Here is a 19,656-nt window from a genome sequence, read left to right as displayed (position 1 = left end):
ACTAAGAACTAAGAACTAGGTACTAAAAACTAAGTACTAAGTACCAACAAAACATGGTAAAAATGTAAAATTGATCTGAAAAGAGAGAAATAGAAATTTTTGATTATTGCGTAAATTTGAGAGAATATCAAAAAAAAACAGCAAATGAAAATCAAAAATATACTCTCCAAAATATGGTTTCTGCTCAAGAATACTTTTTTAGAATTCAATGAGGACAATGCCATTAAGTTAAGTGCAGCACTATCGTATTATACCATATTTGCATTGCCGCCTTTATTGATCATTATCATAACAATATGTGGTTTCTTTTTTGGTGAAGAAGCAGTAGCAGGACAATTGTACGGACAAATAAATGGTTTAGTAGGCGATGGTCCCGCAAGTCAGATTCAGGAAGCAATAAAAAATGTACAGCTTTCAGGAAGTAATGTTTTTGCAACCGTATTCGGAATCGTGATGCTGCTAATTGGAGCATCAGGAGTTTTTGCAGAGATTCAGAGTTCAATCAATTTTATCTGGGGATTACGTGCTAAGCCTGACAAAGGAGTTAAGAAGTTTATACAGAATCGATTAATGTCATTTTCAATGATTGCTTCAGTTGGTTTTTTAATGCTTGTCAGCCTTTTTGTCAATACAACCCTGGACTTAGTAAGTTCACGACTAAAATTATATTTTCCGGAAAGCACCGTTTATTTATTTTATGTCGTAAACAGCGTTATAGTATTAGCCAGTATAACACTTTTATTTGCGATAATTTTCAGAACATTACCGGACGGAAAAATAAAATGGAAAGATGCCTTTATTGGATCAGGCGTTACAGCAGTGTTGTTTATGATCGGTAAATTTGCCATCGGATTTTATTTAGGAAGCTCAACAGTAGCATCTGTTTACGGTGCGGCAGGTTCTGTAATAATTATTTTAGTTTGGGTCTATTATTCAGCAATTATTCTGTACTTTGGGGCAGAATTTACCAAAGTATATGCAATAGCTTACGGAGGTAAAATTTATCCAAATGAATACTCAGTCGAGATACAAAAAGAAATTTTTGAAATCGATGTTCCAAAAACAAAAGAACAAGAAAAAAAAGAACAAATATGAAAATCATAGCTTTTGGTGGAAGTAACAGCCAGCATTCTATCAATAAACGTTTTGCAACCTATGCAGCAGGTTTATTTGAAAATGCCACAGTTGAAGTTTTAGATCTGAACAATTTTGCAATGCCGTTATTTAGCGTTGACGTTGAAAAAGAAGTTGGACAGCATGAACTGGCAAAAGCATTTTTAGCCAAAATCGCAGAAGCCGATATTTTAGTCATTTCAATGGCAGAAAACAACGGAAATTATTCTGTAGCATTCAAAAATGTTTTCGATTGGAGTTCCCGAATAGAGAAAGACGTTTTTCAGCACAAACCAATGCTATTATTGGCAACATCGCCTGGAGGAAGAGGAGGAAGCTCTGTTTTAGAAATCTCCAAAAATCTTTTCCCGCGTTATGGAGGCGAAATCAAAGCTTCATTTTCATTACCAAGTTTCAACGCAAATTTTGATATAGAAAAAAATCAGATTTCAGATGAAACATTAGAAAAGGAATTAAAACAACTTATAAAAACTAGTTTCTAAATACCATGATTAACAGAAAAATTACTTTCATATTCCTACTATTGAGTGTTATTTTTTTACATTCCTCTTATTCTCAAAAATACGATGCTGTCGACAAGCTGGTGCAAAAATATCCCAAAAGTTTTAGCACTACAGACGATTTAGCCGAAAGAATCAACAAAGATTTTAAAGATGATATTGATAAAGCAAGAGCCATTTTTACCTGGATTGCTTTCAATCTAAAATACGATTATGCGTCATTTTTAAATCCGCCCAAATCACAAGGTTTCAGTTATAGCAACGAAGCCGAAAAACAGAAAAAATTACAGCAATTAGACGATAAAATAATTCAAAAAGCATTTAAATCTCAAAAAGCAGTTTGTGAAGGATTCTCTCTTTTGTACCAAAATTTAGCAACAAAAGTCGGATTAAAATGTGAAGTCGTAAAAGGTGATTCTAAAACCAGATTGAGCGATATTGGTCGAGAAAAATTAGGCTCAGATCACGCCTGGAATATCGTTTATTTTGATGGTAAATGGCGATTAATCGATGTTACATGGGGTCAGGGTTATTACGATGGCAACAAAGGACGCATGGTAATTGATTTTGCACCTATTTATTTTGATGCAGATCCGGATTACTTTTTCGCAAAACATTATCCTGATTCGGGGACTTTTCTGAATTCAAAAATAAGTAAAGACGATTTTTTAAACGGTCCTTTAATTTACAATAAAACCATTGAAGGCGACAACAAAATAAAAGCACCAAAGTCAGGTATAATCGAAGTTAAAAACGGAGACAAAGTAACTTTTGAGTTCAAGAATATTTCAAAAACAGATCAGTTTTACTATTTGAATAAAAAGAATCAGCCTGTGAGAGTTCAGAATGGAAAAGAACGCAAAGGAGGTTTGGAATTTCAAATCGTGATCGATAATACTATTGGAAATTATATTACTTTCTTTTTAGATACGTCCAGTATTGCTTCATTTAAAGTAGTAATGAAATAAGTACAGCATAAGAAAATTATTGTAAAGACATTCATATCATTTTCTTCTTTTATTGAATTGGCGTATCTTAGCTGTTCCTCATTTTTTAAATTTTAAAATTAAAAAGGAATTATCTTATGGAAGCAACTTTTCTCAAGTCAATTTTAGATAATGATTTCTATAAATTTACAATGCAGCATGCTGTGATAAAACTTTATCCAAAGGCAAAAGTGCGCTATGCCTTTATCAATCGCGGTAAGCATGTTTTTCCGGAAGGCTTTGCAGAATTGCTAAGAAAATCAGTAGATGCCATGGCAGATTTGCGGCTGACAAAAGAAGAAAAAAGTTATTTGTCGCATTTTTGTCCGTATCTAGATAACACCTATTTAGACTTTTTACAGGGATATAGTTATAATCCGTCCGAAGTTCATATTGAGCAGGAAGGATCAGAAATTAAGGTCGTCATTGAAGGATTTTGGTACCGCACTATTTTATGGGAAGTACCTTTAATGGCGTTAATATCTGAACTGTTTTATAAAGCAAATCATTTGATTCGCCTCAACGACGATGCCATAAAATCAGTTACCAAGACAAAAATTGATAATTACAATACGCTGGGTGTTTCGATCTTAGAATTTGGAACGCGACGTCGCCATTCCTACGATGTACATGCTTTAATAAACGAAACATTAACCAAATACGGTTCTCAAAGTTTTATAGGAACCAGCAATGTTCATTTTGCGATGCTCAATAACAAGCGTCCTTTAGGTACACATGCACACGAATGGTTTATGTTTCATGCCGGACAATACGGTTTTAAAATGGCTAATTTAATCAGTCTTGAAAATTGGACAAAAGTATACGGCGGTGATCTCGGAATTGCCTTAACCGATACCTATACAACCGAAATATTTTTCAATCAATTCGATAAAAAATACTCCAAGCTATTCGATGGTGTCCGACATGATAGCGGAGACCCAATTGAGTTTGCACAAAAGGTAATGGCACACTACAACAAAATGGGAATCGACCCAAAATCCAAAGCCATTGTTTTTTCAGATTCACTCAATTTTGAGAAAGTAAAACTCATATCTGACTTTTGTAAAGACAAAATTAAAATGTCATTTGGAATTGGAACAAATTTTACAAATGATGTAGGTTTGCCCGCTATGAATATGGTTATAAAACTAACACATACCAAACCCGATAATGTACACTGGCAAGGCGTTGTAAAACTTTCAGACGAAAAAAATAAAAATACGGGAACTCCCGAAATGATTGCTTTAGCCAAACAAGTACTCGGAATCAAATCGTAAGTTTTTGATACAAACCATCTTTTTAATAGTTTTAACACCCCTATTTTTTTAAAATCAATTTAAATAGAATTCAAACCTGTTATTAATCGTAACAAAAGGAAAAATACGCTTTCATTTTTTACCGATAAATGGTACATTAGCCAAAAATCCAATTCATTTTATGGCAGAGCAAAATCAATATACCGAAGACAACATTCGATCACTCGATTGGAAAGAACATATTCGTATGCGTCCCGGAATGTATATCGGGAAATTAGGAGATGGTTCTTCGCCGGATGATGGTATTTATATTCTATTAAAAGAGGTTTTAGACAACTGTATCGATGAGTTTGTAATGGGCTCAGGAAAAACGATCGAAGTAACGATAAAAGATAAAACGGTTTCAGTTCGTGATTACGGACGTGGAATTCCGCTAGGAAAAGTAGTAGATGTAGTTTCGAAAATGAATACCGGAGGTAAGTACGATTCAAAAGCTTTCCAGAAATCGGTAGGTTTGAATGGTGTCGGAACGAAAGCAGTAAATGCCTTGTCCAATTATTTCCGTGTAGAATCGGTTCGTGATGACAAACAAAAAGGAGCAGAGTTCTCAGCAGGAAATTTAGTTTTAGAAGAAGACATCATTGATACAACGAAGCGAAAAGGAACCAAAGTAACTTTTACGCCGGATGAATCGATCTTTAAAAACTATAAATTCCGTTTAGAATACGTAATTAAAATGGTTAAGAACTATTGTTACTTAAACAATGGTTTGACGATTATCTTTAATGGCGAAAAATATTATTCAGAAAACGGACTTCGTGACTTGTTAGTAGAAACAATCAACGAAGATGATTTAGAATACCCAATTATCCACTTAAAAGATCATGATATTGAAATCGCTTTAACACACAGTAAAACACAATACAGCGAAGAATACCATTCTTTTGTCAACGGACAAAACACGACACAAGGAGGAACGCACTTAGCAGCTTACAGAGAAGCAATTGTAAAAACCATTCGTGAGTTTTACAATAAAAACTTTGAAGCCTCAGATGTTCGTAAATCGATTGTAAGTGCGATTAGTATAAAAGTAATGGAGCCGGTTTTTGAGTCTCAGACTAAAACCAAATTAGGTTCTACCGATATGGGTTCTGATGATGGAACACCACCAGTATCTGTTCGTACGTTTGTAAACGACTTTATCAAAACCAAATTAGACAATTACCTGCATAAAAACCCTCCAACAGCTGAGGCTTTATTGCGCAAAATTCTGCAGGCAGAACGTGAGCGAAAAGAATTATCAGGAATTAGAAAATTGGCAACAGATCGTGCTAAAAAAGCCAACCTTCATAATAAAAAATTAAGAGATTGTCGTGCACACCTTCCAGATACAAAAAACCCGAGAAACTTAGAAAGTACCCTTTTTATTACCGAGGGAGATTCGGCTTCCGGATCGATTACCAAGTCTCGTGATGTAAATACACAAGCCGTTTTCAGTTTACGTGGTAAGCCACTAAACTCGTACGGAATGACCAAGAAAATTGTATACGAAAACGAAGAATTCAATTTACTGCAAGCCGCTTTAGATATTGAAGATGGTTTAGAAAAATTGCGTTACAACAACATCGTAATCGCAACCGATGCCGATGTCGACGGAATGCACATTCGTTTGTTATTGATAACATTCTTTCTGCAATTCTTTCCTGAGTTAATCAAAGAAGGACATTTGTATATTTTACAAACACCACTTTTCAGGGTTAGAAATAAAAAAGAAACGATTTATTGTTACTCAGAAGAAGAAAGAAAAGATGCGATCGAAAAATTAAAACCAAAACCAGAGATCACGCGATTTAAAGGTTTGGGAGAGATTTCACCGGATGAGTTCAAAAACTTCATTGGAGAAACCATTCGATTAGACCCAATTATGATGGACAAAAACACTTCAATCGAGCAATTGTTATCTTTCTACATGGGGAAAAATACGCCGGACAGACAAGAGTTCATTATCAAGAATTTGAAAGTAGAACTGGACGCGGTTGAGGCAGAGGTTTAGAAATTAAAAACCCCAGTCACTGACTGGGGTTTTTGAAATATAAAACCGATTTACCAAGCGTTGAAGTTTAAAAAAACGCATCGCAAACAAATAAAGTAAAAATTATAATTTCGAATATAATTAAATGAAAGACGAAGAAGACGATAACATCATTCCAAACGACGACGAAAATAACCAGGACGAAAACCAATTTGATGAAAATCAGGATGGTGATGATGGTGAAGAAATTATCGAAGTAAGTGCCAGAAATTTTGAAGGACAGCATTTTTACGAAAATATCGAGGAAGAAGGCGAAGACGTTATTACCAAAGTAACCGGAATGTACAAAGACTGGTTCTTAGATTACGCTTCGTATGTAATCTTAGAACGTGCCGTTCCCGCTATTGAAGACGGATTTAAGCCAGTTCAGCGTCGTATTATGCACTCTTTAAAAGAGTTAGATGATGGTCGTTATAATAAAGTTGCCAATGTTGTAGGACACACCATGCAGTATCACCCACACGGAGATGCGAGTATTGGTGATGCTATGGTGCAAATTGGTCAAAAAGATTTATTGATAGATTGCCAGGGAAACTGGGGAAATATCCTAACAGGCGATGGAGCTGCGGCTTCTCGTTATATTGAGGCACGTTTATCTAAATTTGCTTTAGAAGTTTTATATTCTCCAAAAATTACAGATTGGGGCGTTTCGTACGATGGTCGTCGTGCAGAACCGAATAACCTTCCGGTAAAGTTTCCGTTGCTTTTAGCGCAAGGAGCAGAAGGAATCGCAGTAGGTCTTTCTACGAAAGTATTACCGCATAACTTCAATGAGTTAATCGATGCGTCGATCAAAATTTTAAAAGGAAAAGCATTTACCTTATATCCAGATTTTATGACACAAGGTATTGCCGATGTGTCTAATTATAATGATGGATTAAGAGGCGGACGTGTTCGTGTGCGTGCTAAAATTGCACAATTAGACAAGAACACATTGGTAATTACGCAAATTCCATTTTCTACCAATACCACAACTTTGATTGACAGTATTTTGAAAGCCAATGACAAAGGTAAAATCAAAATCAAAAAAATCGAAGACAATACTGCTGCTGATGTTGAGATTTTAATTCATCTTTTCCCGGGCGTTTCACCGGATAAAACAATCGATGCTTTGTTTGCTTTTACTGCATGCGAAACATCCGTTGCGCCTCTGGGTTGCGTTATCGAAGACAACAAACCATTGTTTATCGGAGTTTCAGAAATGTTGAAAATTTCAACACACAGAACTGTTGATTTACTGCGTCAGGAATTAGAAATTCAATTAGAAGAATTAAAAAATAAATGGCATTTTTCTACTTTAGAAAAAATCTTCATTCGTGAAGAAATGTACATTGATTTCAAATTATATTCAGATAGAGAATCATTGTATAAATATTTATACGATCGTTTTGAGCCTTTCAAAAAATCATTTGTCAGAGATATTAATGACGAAGATTTACAGCGTTTAACGCAGATTCCAATGATTCGTATCACACGTTTCGATTCAGACAAGGCAGATGATTTTATCTCCAAGTTAGAAGACGAAATGAAAGAGGTAGAGCACAATCTGGCTAACCTGACAGACTTTGCCATTGCGTATTTTACCAAATTAAAAGAGAAATACGGAAAAGGTCGTGAGCGTCAGACAGAACTTCGTGTTTTTGATAATGTTGAAGCAACAAAAGTAGTGTTGAGAAACACAAAACTATACGTAAACAGAGAAGAAGGTTTCGTAGGAACCAGCTTAAAGAAAGACGAATACGTTACCGATTGTTCTGATATTGATGATGTGATTGTATTTTTACGAAATGGTAAAATGATGATTACCAAAGTAGATGCCAAGACATTTATCGGTAAAGACATCATTCACATTGCTATTTTTGATAAAAGCGATAAACGAACGATTTACAACATGATTTACCGTGACGGAAAATCAGGACCTTCGTACATTAAACGTTTCAATGTATCAGGTGTAACCCGAGATAAACCGTATGATTTAACCAATGAAACGGCAGGTTCTCAGGTAGTTTATTTTTCGCATAATCCAAATGGAGAAGCAGAAGTAATCACGATTTTATTACGTCAGATCGGAACGATTAAGAAATTGAAATTCGATATCGATTTTGCCAATTTAGCGATAAAAGGGCGAGGCTCAAAAGGAAATTTGGTAACCAAATATCCAATCAAGAAAATCGAACTGAAAGAAAAAGGAATTTCTACATTATTACCAAGAAAAGTTTGGTTTGATGATACCGTAAAACGTCTAAACGTAGATGCAAGAGGAGAGTTACTGGGTGAATTTAAACCGAGTGACAAAATTTTGATCATTAATCAGACAGGAAAATTAAAAGTGATTATTCCGGAATTGTCAACTCATTTTGATGAGGATATGATTGTTCTGGAAAAATGGAATCCTAAAAAACCTATTTCAGCCATTTATTACGATGGAGAAAAAGAACGTTATTATTTGAAACGCTTCCTGGTTGATTTTGAAAACAAAGAAGAAAGTTTTATTACTGAACATCCAAATTCACAATTAGAAATTGTATCAACAGATTACCGTCCGGTTGCGCAGTTGATTTTTCCAAAAGTAAAAGGAGTTCAAAAAGAAGACTTACACATCGATGTAGAAGATTTTATTGCCATAAAAGGTTTTAAAGCATTAGGAAATCAGCTAACGACAGATAAAATAAAACAAGTGAACCTGCTCGAGCCGCTTCCGTATGAAGAACCGGTAGAAGAAGTTCCCGAAAGAACAGTAAGTGATACAGACGAATCTGTAGAAACAGAACTAGATGACGATGGTCAGATAGGTTTAGTTTTAGAATAAAAAAATAGCTCCAATTGGAGCTATTTTTTTAAAATAGATTAGAGTTCCGGAGGAACGCTATATTTTGTAGCGACGGATTTTAATCCGTTGATATGATGTTTCGATAGTTATTAGAGTTCCATAGGAATGATTCATTTTATATTCTAGGTATTTCAATATTTACTAGCCTCAGGTTTTCTTATTTAAACAACTGATTCAAATTGATTTCCTTTTTGTCTTTCAGTTTTTTTACAATTTTCAAAAAGGCAATTGCCGTAATGTAAGCATCGCCTAAAGCAGTATGACGGTCTTTTTTAGAAATATCAAATTTATCAGCAAGATCATCTAAAGTGTAATGGTCTTTGCGTTCAAATAAATGCGATTTTATGAGTGTTTTTTTATACAAATGAGCAGTATCTAATCTTGGATTAGTTAGCTGAGGCAAATTGTTTCTTTCCAGAGCTTTATTAATCATCGTAACATCAAAAATAGTATGATGCGCAATAATAACCGAATCGCCTACAAAATCCAGAAATTGTTGCAGCGCTTCTAATTCACTCGGACGTTTGATGATAAAATCCTTCAAGATACCATGAATCTGAGCGGTCGATTTATCATAGTGATCTTGTTGCAGGTAAACCTCAAAACTGTTCTGGACTGAAATTACGCTGTTTTGTAAAACCAGCGCTCCAATACACAAAATACGATCATTATCATAGTCAAAACCTGTGGTTTCAGTGTCTAAAACTACAAACCGGGTTTCTTCGATGGTAATATTTTCATCAAAGAGATCTTCTTCCTTCTTCCAAAAACTAAATATACTCATGGCTTATACGACGTTAGCAATATTAAATCGGACACTAATTAATTCCTGAAGTTCCTTAATTGTTTTAAACGTTCTCTTTAACTTAATCTTTTCCATTTTAGACAAACTTTCCAAGGCAATAAATTGTCCCGAATCATTGTGTAAAAGACCTTGTTTGGTTCTGAATTTCAATAAAGCTTTAAAAGAGTAGGAACATGATAAATACAATTCTCTATTATTAGGTTCTAATTCGGCAAGCTTTTCAAATCGTTCAGCCGTATTGCTAATCGATTTTACAGAATGTGACAAAATCAAAACACGTGCAGCATCTGTTAAAGGCATTAAAGCCCTTCTTTTAATATCAAAATTATCCTTATTGGCGCCATCTTGCTCCACCAGAAACTGCCTGAAGAAACCTGTTGGCGATGGACTTTGCAATGCACCACTTACCAAATGAACGTAAAAAATAGGATTTGCTTTTATACTTTCAAAAATAGAATCAGAAAGTTGATTCACGATTTCAGAATCACCGTACGTTAAATTATAATCAAAAAAGATAAAAGACAATAAAACTTCATTTTTACCCGGATTCGTGATCCAATAATGAACCTGCTCTTTCCATTCATTAAGGCTTAAACACCATTTTGGGTTCGAAGCCATCATTTCAGCAGGACAATAATCATAGCCAATTTCAAAAAGTCCCTTATTTACTAAAGAAGCAAATTTCTGAAAATATATTTTTGTTTCTTCTCTAAAAACGTCCGTTACATTTTCGTAAACAATCGCATTATCCTGATCTGTGTGCAACATTTGTTCGCTTCGTCCTTGACTACCAAGAGCCAGCCACGCAAACTTTACAGGAGGCGGACTACTCATTTTATCCAATGACATTTCGATTACACGCGTCGTGCAAGCTTCATTTAGCTCCGTTATGATTTTAGAAATCAAAGTCATTGGGATATTCTGGTCCAGATAACCTTGCAGTAATTGCATGATTCTCGCCCGAATCGGTTTTATATCCTTAACTTTTTTAGCTCTTTTCAAGGCTTTGATCAAAACAGCAGGATTATTCCCTAAAGCCACCATGACATCATGTTTCGATAAAATCCCGACAGCTTTAGTATTCTTTGTGCCATCTTTGGTAAGACATAAATAGCTAATGTTGCTTTTCATCATTGCCATTTGCGCCTCTGTAACCGTCATTTTTTTAGGATACGTAATCACAGGTTTCGTCATAATAGTTTCTGCCGTGGTAAGTATCGGAAAATCTCCCGTTACAATTTTGTTTCGCAAATCTTTATCCGTAATAATCCCAATCGGAAGCATTTCGTCGACGATTAAAACTGCTCCAACTTTTTTCTTGGTCATTAACTTTGCAATATCCCGCGCAGTAGTCGACGGGCTGCACGTTACAATTTTTTTTGAATATTTGATAGGCTGCAAGTCCAGCGAATGGCTGTTCGATTGCAGCGGATCATGAATATCATCGCCATACAACTTATCTTTATGAATATCAGAATACGGATTGCGCGTATTCGAAGCGTAACTTTCGATCAAAAAGTTACCTATGTTTCTGTTTTCTAAAGCATAAGGTTTAAAAACAGCAATCGGAATAGCGTACAAAATGCTTTCCTCATGCGCTCTCGCCTCCATGATATAATTTTCCTGAGCCAAAAGCGGTCTCAAACCAAAAATATCACCTTCATCGCACATGTCTAAAGTATCATTCTTCTGATTTTTTTTAAGAGCAATCGCTCCTTTATGCACCACATAAAAAGAGTCGTGTGTCTTTTCATTTTCTGTAAAAACTACAGCATCCTTGTCTTTGTACAAAATAGAAATTTGCTCAGACAGTTTTTCAAGATCTTTAGGATGAAGAAAATTAAAAGGCGGAAAGTTTTTTAAAAAATCGGCAACTCGATGTGAAATGGTATTTTTCATGCGTAGGATTTGGGTTCAAAAAAAGTTCCAAAAACTGGAACTTTAGTAATTTTAGGACTGCTTTTTGCGCATTCGCATATTGATAAATTCGACTGCCAATGAAAATGTAATGGCAAAATACAAGTAACCTTTTGGAACAGCACCAATATGTTCACCAGCAAGAGCTGCGTTTGATAAGTGCATACTCTCCGTAATTAGCATGAATCCGATTAAAATTAAAAAGGCAAGACCTAATATCTGAATAGAAGGATTTTTGTTAACAAAATTTCCAACCGGCACAGCAAACAGCATCATAACCATAACCGAAATTATTACGGCAGTAATCATAATAGTTAGCGCACCTTCGACACCATTTGTCATTCCAACAGCAGTTAAAATAGAATCTACAGAAAATATGAGGTCAATTAATAAAATCTGAATAATGACATTCGAAAATGATTTTTTAGCGACAGAACCAATTGTTTTTTCTTCATCGCCTTTATGATCTACTTTTTCACTAATCTCTTTGGTACTTTTATAAATTAAAAATAATCCTCCTAAGAATAAAATTATAGCCTGTCCTGTAAATTCGCCTTCAAACCAGCCCCAATGAATGCTAAAAACGGTAGCCTTCATGGCAATGAGATAAGAAATTCCCATTAACAGAGCGATACGCATGAACATGGCAAGAAATAAACCAATTCTTGTCGCTTTTTTTCTGTCTTCTTCGGGTAATTTACCAGTTACAATTGATATAAAAATAATGTTGTCAATTCCTAAAATAATTTCCAAAAAAGTCAAAGTCAATAAAGCAATCCATGCGTCAGGATTCAAAAATATTTCCATGTTTATAACAATTTAGTAATTATTTAAGGTACGAATTTAATCTAATTTAATAACCTTTCCGCGTTGCTTTTCTTCAGAACCAACCAGTCCAAATTCAAAAACATACGAATCCTTCGTTGTCGTTAAAATCTTCATGCTGATTGCTTTTTCTTCAGCCATGTTTTTTGGATGTTTTTTCTGCAAAACATACTCGCAATCACTTACCCAACGCACTAAAGACGTATCTGTTTTTCCTTCAAAAGTTTCGATTTCAATGCCATCTTTACGTTCAAACAGCGTTGTTTTTTTTACGCCGTCTACTTCAAATTCAAATTTAAATTTTCCGGTTTTAAAATCTTTGCAGTTGTGTTCTGCATCGTAACAAGAAAATAAGGTAAGTAGCGGTAGTAAGAATGTAATTTTTTTCATTTTTAATTTAAGTTATTATTAGGAGCTGTTCCTGCTGTTCCTTCCAATCTTTTGTGCCGAACCCCGGCACAAAAGGATTTTCCCTCCCATCAGGGCTAGAAACGTAATCAAGAATAAAGAGATCGTAAGCAGAACAAGTTGTTTTCAAAAGCTTATTTTTTATCCGATAATCTTTTTAATTCGTCATCAGTAAAGTTCTTGATTTCTTTTTCTTTAGCAAATTTTTCAGCGTTGTAATTTCCTGATTTATTGCGTGGAATCGATAAGCTGTTCCATTCGCTGTTTTTTAATTGTTTGGCATAAAACACAATCTGACCTATATGATACGGATAATGTGCCAACTGACGGTTTATTGCTTCAATCACCGTGTGTCCCTCATTACGAATATAAATAATGTCCGAAAGTTGATTCGGCTGCAAACTGTTTAAAGCATCAAACAGGCAATTCCATCCTTTGTTCCAGATTTCCAGTACCTCTTCTTTCGATTGCAGGTCATTTTCGAATTCAGCATCGCGATTGCGCCAATCTTTCTCACCATCAGCAGTCAGAAAATCAGTCCATCTCGAAAGCATATTCCCGCTAATGTGTTTGATTATCGTAGCAATGCTATTCGTATCTTCATTTACCGTAACAAAAAGCTGTTCCGGCTGTATTTGCTCAATCGCTTTTTCGCCTAAAGCTTTATAGTATAAAAATTGTTTTTTAACGCTTTCTAAGTAAGAAGTATCAGCACTCATAATTATACAATTTTAATGTCATATTTGTCTAAAAGACCTTCGATTCCCTGTGTCGAAAATTGTGCTTTCCTCATCGGATTAAATTCTGGATCGATTTTATAATTATATGCCGTTTTAAAGTTAACAGCTGCCAGTTGCGTATCGTTAAAAATAGCACCTTCCAGATTACAATTATCAAAAACAGAACTCGTTAAGTTTACACCAATAAAAGTAACTTCTCTTACGGAACAATTGATAAACTTGGTTTTGGGCATTTTTTTATTCGAAAAAATAGCATAATCCAAAGTGCTTTCTTCAAAATAAACCTGAAACAAAAAATCATCACATTCATTAAAAGCGATTCCTAAAAGTTTGCAGTTTTTAAACGTAACATTCTTTAAGCTTGTACCAAACAAACTCGTCATGGACAAATTGCAATCAATAAATTCGCAATCTAAAAAAGTATTGTACCCAAAATTGCTGTTCGAAAAATCACAGTTTTTAAACACGCAATCTTCAAACTCACGATTGTTTATTTTCTTGTCGATGTAAACAACTTTCTCAAATGTTTTTTGAATGTGAATGAGGCTTTCCATTTTAGGATTTTAGATTTTAGAGTTTAGATTGGAAAATTAAATGATTTAATAATTGAAAGATTTAAGAATTTAGGAATTTCTGACTAATTAACTAACTAATAAATGAACTAAAAACAACAAACCATCAACTAACAACCAAAAAAAATTAGTCGTTAAATATACCTTTCATGATGATTTTAAGGCCTAGAAAGGCTATCACTACTGAGGCAATACAGGCCACAATTCCAATTCCCAGAACCAGATAATGCCAGTTGGTGTGCTGGTTCATGAAAGCATTGTAGATTAAAGTTGGACCAAGAAACATCAGCGGTAAAGCACCAGCCAAGTATTTAACTCCTCTTCCCAATAATTCTTTATTTGTTGCCATTTATTTTTTATAATTGTCAACAGCATTTCTCACGCTGCCGTATTTTTTTAATAATTCAGAGGCTTCTTCATACGATACCGGAATTTCTTCCATAATCATTTTTACACCTCGATCGACTAATTTGACATTGCTTAGCTGCATGTCGACCATTTTGTTTCCTTTTACTTTTCCAAGCTGAATCATAGCCGCAGTCGAAATCATATTTAGAACCAGTTTTTGTGCTGTTCCGGCTTTCATTCTAGAGCTTCCGGTAACAAATTCAGGTCCAACCACAACTTCTACAGGAAATTTTGCTGTTAGTGCCAGCGGACTTCCTGCATTGCAGGTAATGCATCCAGTTGCAATATTATTGGCATTACAAGTTTCTAAACCGCCAATAACGTAAGGCGTTGTGCCCGAAGCAGCGATTCCAATAACAATATCATTTTGATTGATGTTGTGCGCCTGCAAATCGATCCAGGCTTGTGTTGCGTTGTCCTCAGCATTTTCTACGGCACGACGAATGGCAGTATCACCGCCTGCAATGATTCCGTTTACTAGATCAAAAGGAACTCCAAAAGTAGGAGGGCATTCAGAAGCATCTACAACACCTAATCTTCCCGACGTTCCGGCTCCGATGTAAAATATGCGTCCGCCTAATTTTAAGCTGGCAACGGTTTGTTGTACCAGCGCTTCGATTTGAGGTAACGCTTTTTCGACAGCATTTGGCACTGTTTTGTCTTCGTTATTAATATTGGTCAGCAATTCCTGAACCGACATTTTTTCTAAATGTTCGTATTTTGATGCTTGCTCGGTTGTTTTTGTAAAGCTCATTTTTTGAAGAAATAGTTATCCTTCAAAAATACTCTTTTTTATCGCAAATGATGAAAAATTGCCGAACAAAGTCATTGCTGTTTTTAAACTTTTTTGATAGGTTTTATTTCCTCTGCATCTATTTGAAACCTTGCTGAATGAACTAAAATATTATATTTGTTGAATAATAAAATTAAGGAATGGATAAATTAGATGTATTGGTAGGGATTGGTCGAATCTCGGTTTTTGTTTCTTTACTGCTTGCGTTTTTTTTATTAACGGTTAAAACCGAAAATAAATTGGCTAATCGCTTATTTGCCTGGTTTTTCATTTTCTCTGCTGTTGATCTTAGTGGCTTTTTCATAAATCCTAACACGCTTACGGAGCTGAATTTAGAGATTTTCAGATCTACAATGTGTTTGCTTGAAATGCCTTTGTTTTACCTTTTTGTGCGCGCTGTCTGCTATTATGATTTTAGATTAAAATGGAATCATTTAGTGCATTTACTTCCTTTTATAATTCTCAATTTAGTTTTTATTCCAAGAGTTTATCTTAATTCAGAGATAGAGATTTTCGGAACAACATTCAATCAGTTACCGGAAATTATTTTTTTTCATGTTTTAGTTGAACTTCAATATGCATTTTATATCGTGAGTATATTTTTGATTCTGAAAAAATACAAAGTAATTTATTTAGAAAATTACGCCAATCCAAGTACAGCAACGTACAAATGGCTTTTTCAGATTACATGTGTTTTTCTAACGGCGCATTCGATAGTGGTCTTAAAAAATCTATTGCGTTATACTGATTTTAAAGAAGTATTTCTTTGGGCAAATGTATTGGTGGGTACAATCGCGTTGCTTATTACGTGTTGGTTTATAATGAAAGCATTAAATCATCCGGAACTTTTTAGAGGTGTTAATTCTAAACTGAAATTGACTAAGGATATTTTACCGGAAGTAGAAGATAAACCGGAATCAGCAAAGGAACAGAATGATTTTGTGAAAGATCAAATTGCAATGCTGAAGCAATATATGAAAGAGAAAGAACCTTTTCTGGATCCTTCGCTTACGATACAGGAATTGAGTAATCAGATTAATATTCCGGTTCGGGATTTGTCAATTTTGATTAACCATCAGATGGATCAGCATTTTTTTGATTTTGTAAACGAATATCGCATTCAAAAAGCCATGCATATTTTAAAAGATCAGTCCAAAAATCAGTTGACCGTTTTGGAAATATTGTATGAAGTTGGTTTTAATTCTAAATCTTCATTTAATACTTCTTTCAAAAAATATACGAATTTAACGCCAACAGCGTACCGAAACATCTAAAAATAAGCGATTTGTAAAAAGTCGTACTTGACAGCGAATAAAGTCGAACTCATTTTCATAGAAGAAAATGGTTCGACTTTTTTTTGTCGGTCGAATGCTGAAAATTTCTAAGGCAACTTTGCTTCAAATTAATCGAACAAGTTAAAATTAGAAATCATGAAAAAAACAAACCTCCTTATTTTTTTAATACTACCATTATTTTGTTTAGCACAATCAACATTAAAATTGAAAGGAAAAGTAGCTGGTGAAACAATGCCATTAGAATGGGCTGACGTTTCTCTTTTAAATGCAGAAGGAAAAATTATTGATGGAACAACCACCAAACAAGATGGATCTTTTGAGCTCAATATAAAAAGCGGTTCTTATAAAATTGGAATTAGTCTTTTGGGATTTACAGATTATGAAAAGGAAATTAAATTAACATCAGATTTAGATTTAGGAACAATACTGCTAAAAGAAAACACTACAAATCTAGGCGAGGTTGTTATTGAGACCAAAAAAAATACTATAGAACGAAAAACAGATCGTCTGGTTTACAATCTCGAAAATAATGTTAACACGGTTGGCGGAGATGCTTTGAGTGCCATCAATACAGCGCCTGGTGTTGTTGTAAAAAACAGTGAGATTACGATATTAGGAAAAGGAACATCACGTGTAATGATCGACGGACGTTTGATTGAATTGACGGGGGAAGAACTAAACAGTTTTTTGAAATCAATATCTGCAAGTGATATTAAAAATATAGAAATTATAAGCAATCCGCCTGCAAGATACGAAGCTGATGGATTTGGCGGACTTATTAATATTATCATGAAAAAAGGTGTTCGTGATTCGTGGAAAAATACAACGACGCTTTCTTACGACCAAAACAAATATGGAATTTATACTTTGAGAAATAACTTTTTCTACAATAAAAATAAGTTTCGATTTTCAGCAAGCGTTAACGGAAAAACGGGTTACAAAAATTCTGAGGAAATTTTAGAGATGCATTTTCCGGACGGACTTTCAAAAATGACCAGTACAACAAAGGTAAAAGACGAGAATTTTTCCGGAAAGCTGGCAGTAGATTATGATTTTTCTGATCGCACTACAATGGGGTTTCAATTAGTAAACGATAGAAACAATCCTGATTTTAAATCGGATATCAGCATTGATAAGTATACTACTCAAAATCAATTGAGAGATGTTACAAAAAATAATAGTTTTACCGATAAAGGGTCTGGAAATCAAACCTATAATCTGCATTTGATTACGAGGTTAGATTCTCTTAAACGAAAATTGTCTTTTGATATAGATTACTTTGATTACAACTCAAAATTTGACAGAAGTTTTATTGCTAATAATTATACTTCAAATATGGTATTTGTCGATGTGAATCAGGCAGGAAGAAACATTTCAAATCAGGATATTGATAATTTTAGTTTTAAGGCCGACATGGAACATCCGTTTCAGGCACTAAACTTATCGTATGGTGCGAAAGTAAGTTTTACGAATAGTACAAGCGATATCTCGTATTATGATATGATTACCGGAACTCCACAATTAGATGCCAATCAATCGAATAGATTTAAATATACGGAGAATAATCAGGCGGTTTATGTAAATGGTGACAAGAAAATTAATGAAAAGTGGAGCCTGCAAGTTGGGTTGCGATTGGAAAGTACTAAAACTAACGGATTTTCGGCAACGCTGAATCAGGAAACGGTAAATGATTATGTGAAGTTGTTTCCAACATTCTATACTTCTTACCAGAAAAATGAAAACAATAGTTTCAGTTTTAATTATGGAAAAAGAATCAACCGACCTCGTTTTGATTTATTGAATCCGTTTAGAGTTTACATTAACAGCAATAGTTATTCTGAAGGAAATCCGTTTTTGCAACCTTCATTTAGTGATAATTTTGAGTTAGCGCATTCGTATAAAGAAACCTTCAGAACGAGTGTTTTTGTAAATGCAATTTCAAATGGTTATGGTGTTATTTTTACTTCAATTCCGGAAACTAACACACAGATTGTAACGCGTGAGAATTATTTTAAAGGTCTAAATTATGGTATCGGAGAAAGTTATTCTGCTAGTTTGGCGGAATGGTGGCAGAGCGAAAATGCATTATACTTTTTAGGTTCAAAAACAGAATTTAATAAGAATATAAATGCAATGCCGTCGAACAGTATGCAAATTGATTTTTCTACTAACAATACTTTTATTTTAGGAAAAACGACAAAGCTGCAACTTGATTTTAGTTACAGTACACCTGTTGAAAATGGTTTGTATGAAGTAGGTTATATGTCGAGTTTTGATTTTGGTTTTAAGCAGGATTTGTATAATAAACATCTGCAAATCGCATTCCTTGCAAATGACATTTTTAATACTTCTTATTTAAAAGATTTTACTTCTGTGGTAAATGGCGTGAAGCAGGTTTATAGCCAAAATGAAAGCAACCGATTTGTACGTTTGTCTGTGGTTTATAATTTTGGAAACAAGAAAATAAACATTAAGGATCGTAATTTTGGAAATCAGGAGGAAAGAAAGAGAACAGGGAATTAATTAGGTTTGAGTGTGTTTTGTTTTTATGATACGCGGATTGATACGGATTTGTTTGTCATTTCTAACCTGCAAAGTTTTCAAAACCTTGCAGGAGAATTAACGATAAGAATAACATTATTATAGTTTTAGTTTCCTAACAGGTTTTCAAGTCTAAAAGTGAAATTCTATATTAGGATTAGTAATTCTTAGTATGGGATACTAAAAAAACTTTACTAAATACCTAACAGGTTTTGAAAACCTGTTAGGATAACGGATCTCAACTACATTTTTTAACAGGACTTCAAGACCTTGTAGGTTTACATAGAGATTGAGTATTAGTTTAATCTATAAATTAATTTTTATAGCTACAAGGTTTTGGAAACCTTGCAGGAGAATTAACGATAAGTATAACGTTATTGTAGTTTTAGTTTCCTAACAGGTTTTCAAAACCTGTTAGGTATTCAAGTCTAAAAGTAAAATTCTATATTAGGATTAGTAATTCTTAGTATGGGATGCTAAAAAAAACTTTACTAAATACCTAACAGGTTTTGAAAACCTGTTAGGATAACGGATCTCAACTACATTTTTTAACA

16 protein-coding genes are annotated in these 19,656 nt (G+C 34.2%); 8 read left to right on the top strand and 8 right to left on the bottom strand.

The annotated features are described in order from the left end of the window. Positions 1-144 precede the first annotated feature (144 nt). From B0A66_RS09835 to B0A66_RS09810, 6 genes are all read left to right on the top strand, one after another. Positions 145-1,095, top strand: coding sequence for a YihY/virulence factor BrkB family protein (locus B0A66_RS09835; protein WP_089049690.1), 951 nt, complete (start codon positions 145-147; stop codon positions 1,093-1,095). Further along, positions 1,092-1,616 carry an NADPH-dependent FMN reductase gene (locus tag B0A66_RS09830; protein ID WP_089049689.1) on the top strand — a complete coding sequence of 175 codons (525 nt, stop codon included), beginning with the start codon at positions 1,092-1,094 and terminating at the stop codon, positions 1,614-1,616. The genes B0A66_RS09835 and B0A66_RS09830 overlap by 4 nt, the downstream gene beginning before the upstream one ends. Before the next feature lie 5 nt (positions 1,617-1,621). Beyond that, a complete protein-coding gene (locus tag B0A66_RS09825; protein ID WP_089049688.1) occupies positions 1,622-2,602 on the top strand; it encodes a transglutaminase domain-containing protein in 981 nt (326 codons plus the stop codon). A 116-nt stretch (positions 2,603-2,718) separates the two neighbouring features. Next, positions 2,719-3,897: a nicotinate phosphoribosyltransferase gene (pncB, locus tag B0A66_RS09820; RefSeq protein WP_089049687.1), complete on the top strand. Its 1,179-nt coding sequence runs from the start codon at positions 2,719-2,721 to the stop codon at positions 3,895-3,897. Positions 3,898-4,057: 160 nt separating this feature from the next. Beyond that, the gene (locus tag B0A66_RS09815) at positions 4,058-5,929 is read left to right on the top strand and encodes a DNA topoisomerase IV subunit B (protein WP_089049686.1); all 1,872 of its coding nucleotides are present in this window, start codon (positions 4,058-4,060) and stop codon (positions 5,927-5,929) included. Between the two features lie 124 nt (positions 5,930-6,053). Then, a complete protein-coding gene (locus tag B0A66_RS09810) occupies positions 6,054-8,777 on the top strand; it encodes a DNA gyrase/topoisomerase IV subunit A (protein WP_089049685.1) in 2,724 nt (907 codons plus the stop codon). 178 nt (positions 8,778-8,955) lie between these two features. Here B0A66_RS09810 and B0A66_RS09805 read toward each other — a convergent pair whose 3' ends face one another. The 8 genes from B0A66_RS09805 to murQ all read right to left on the bottom strand — a co-directional run bounded on the left by B0A66_RS09805 (position 8,956) and on the right by murQ (position 15,227). Further along, positions 8,956-9,582, bottom strand: a complete 627-nt coding sequence (locus B0A66_RS09805; protein WP_089049684.1) for a 3'-5' exonuclease — start codon at positions 9,580-9,582, stop codon at positions 8,956-8,958. 3 nt (positions 9,583-9,585) lie between these two features. Further along, a complete protein-coding gene (locus B0A66_RS09800; RefSeq protein WP_089049683.1) occupies positions 9,586-11,502 on the bottom strand; it encodes a DUF294 nucleotidyltransferase-like domain-containing protein in 1,917 nt (638 codons plus the stop codon). 51 nt (positions 11,503-11,553) lie between these two features. Further along, positions 11,554-12,327 (bottom strand): TerC family protein, encoded by a 774-nt coding sequence (locus B0A66_RS09795; RefSeq protein ID WP_089049682.1) that lies wholly within the window; start codon positions 12,325-12,327, stop codon positions 11,554-11,556. 36 nt (positions 12,328-12,363) lie between these two features. Further along, positions 12,364-12,735, bottom strand: coding sequence for a DNA topoisomerase IV (locus B0A66_RS09790; protein ID WP_089049681.1), 372 nt, complete (start codon positions 12,733-12,735; stop codon positions 12,364-12,366). Positions 12,736-12,887: 152 nt separating this feature from the next. Beyond that, positions 12,888-13,472: a DUF1572 family protein gene (locus tag B0A66_RS09785; protein ID WP_089049680.1), complete on the bottom strand. Its 585-nt coding sequence runs from the start codon at positions 13,470-13,472 to the stop codon at positions 12,888-12,890. A 2-nt stretch (positions 13,473-13,474) separates the two neighbouring features. Further along, positions 13,475-14,047, bottom strand: coding sequence for a pentapeptide repeat-containing protein (locus B0A66_RS09780; RefSeq protein WP_089049679.1), 573 nt, complete (start codon positions 14,045-14,047; stop codon positions 13,475-13,477). A 145-nt stretch (positions 14,048-14,192) separates the two neighbouring features. Further along, positions 14,193-14,414, bottom strand: coding sequence for a DUF6095 family protein (locus tag B0A66_RS09775; RefSeq protein WP_089049678.1), 222 nt, complete (start codon positions 14,412-14,414; stop codon positions 14,193-14,195). Then, on the bottom strand, positions 14,415-15,227 hold the full coding sequence (gene murQ, locus B0A66_RS09770; RefSeq protein ID WP_089049677.1) for an N-acetylmuramic acid 6-phosphate etherase: 813 nt from the start codon (positions 15,225-15,227) through the stop codon (positions 14,415-14,417). A 179-nt stretch (positions 15,228-15,406) separates the two neighbouring features. Between murQ and B0A66_RS09765 the strand changes: the two genes are divergently transcribed. Continuing rightward, positions 15,407-16,540, top strand: a complete 1,134-nt coding sequence (locus B0A66_RS09765) for a helix-turn-helix domain-containing protein (RefSeq protein WP_089049676.1) — start codon at positions 15,407-15,409, stop codon at positions 16,538-16,540. 156 nt (positions 16,541-16,696) lie between these two features. Beyond that, the gene (locus B0A66_RS09760) at positions 16,697-19,084 is read left to right on the top strand and encodes an outer membrane beta-barrel family protein (RefSeq protein WP_089049675.1); all 2,388 of its coding nucleotides are present in this window, start codon (positions 16,697-16,699) and stop codon (positions 19,082-19,084) included. Positions 19,085-19,656: the final 572 nt, after the last annotated feature.

It is taken from the genome of Flavobacterium hercynium, from assembly GCF_002217285.1.
In the GTDB taxonomy this organism is placed as follows: Bacteria; Bacteroidota; Bacteroidia; order Flavobacteriales; family Flavobacteriaceae; genus Flavobacterium; species Flavobacterium hercynium.
The sequence above is the reverse complement of the archived record's forward strand: the minus strand, read 5'-3'. Positions and strand labels throughout refer to the sequence as shown.

Bases quoted from the DNA above. Each gene is read 5' to 3' on its own strand.
- B0A66_RS09835 (WP_089049690.1), top strand. From the start codon at position 145: ATGAAAATCAAAAATATACTCTCCAAAATATGGTTTCTGCTCAAGAAT.
- B0A66_RS09830 (WP_089049689.1), top strand. From the start codon at position 1,092: ATGAAAATCATAGCTTTTGGTGGAAGTAACAGCCAGCATTCTATCAAT.
- B0A66_RS09825 (WP_089049688.1), top strand. From the start codon at position 1,622: ATGATTAACAGAAAAATTACTTTCATATTCCTACTATTGAGTGTTATT.
- pncB (WP_089049687.1), top strand. From the start codon at position 2,719: ATGGAAGCAACTTTTCTCAAGTCAATTTTAGATAATGATTTCTATAAA.
- B0A66_RS09815 (WP_089049686.1), top strand. From the start codon at position 4,058: ATGGCAGAGCAAAATCAATATACCGAAGACAACATTCGATCACTCGAT.
- B0A66_RS09810 (WP_089049685.1), top strand. From the start codon at position 6,054: ATGAAAGACGAAGAAGACGATAACATCATTCCAAACGACGACGAAAAT.
- B0A66_RS09805 (WP_089049684.1), bottom strand. From the start codon at position 9,582: ATGAGTATATTTAGTTTTTGGAAGAAGGAAGAAGATCTCTTTGATGAA.
- B0A66_RS09800 (WP_089049683.1), bottom strand. From the start codon at position 11,502: ATGAAAAATACCATTTCACATCGAGTTGCCGATTTTTTAAAAAACTTT.
- B0A66_RS09795 (WP_089049682.1), bottom strand. From the start codon at position 12,327: ATGGAAATATTTTTGAATCCTGACGCATGGATTGCTTTATTGACTTTG.
- B0A66_RS09790 (WP_089049681.1), bottom strand. From the start codon at position 12,735: ATGAAAAAAATTACATTCTTACTACCGCTACTTACCTTATTTTCTTGT.
- B0A66_RS09785 (WP_089049680.1), bottom strand. From the start codon at position 13,472: ATGAGTGCTGATACTTCTTACTTAGAAAGCGTTAAAAAACAATTTTTA.
- B0A66_RS09780 (WP_089049679.1), bottom strand. From the start codon at position 14,047: ATGGAAAGCCTCATTCACATTCAAAAAACATTTGAGAAAGTTGTTTAC.
- B0A66_RS09775 (WP_089049678.1), bottom strand. From the start codon at position 14,414: ATGGCAACAAATAAAGAATTATTGGGAAGAGGAGTTAAATACTTGGCT.
- murQ (WP_089049677.1), bottom strand. From the start codon at position 15,227: ATGAGCTTTACAAAAACAACCGAGCAAGCATCAAAATACGAACATTTA.
- B0A66_RS09765 (WP_089049676.1), top strand. From the start codon at position 15,407: ATGGATAAATTAGATGTATTGGTAGGGATTGGTCGAATCTCGGTTTTT.
- B0A66_RS09760 (WP_089049675.1), top strand. From the start codon at position 16,697: ATGAAAAAAACAAACCTCCTTATTTTTTTAATACTACCATTATTTTGT.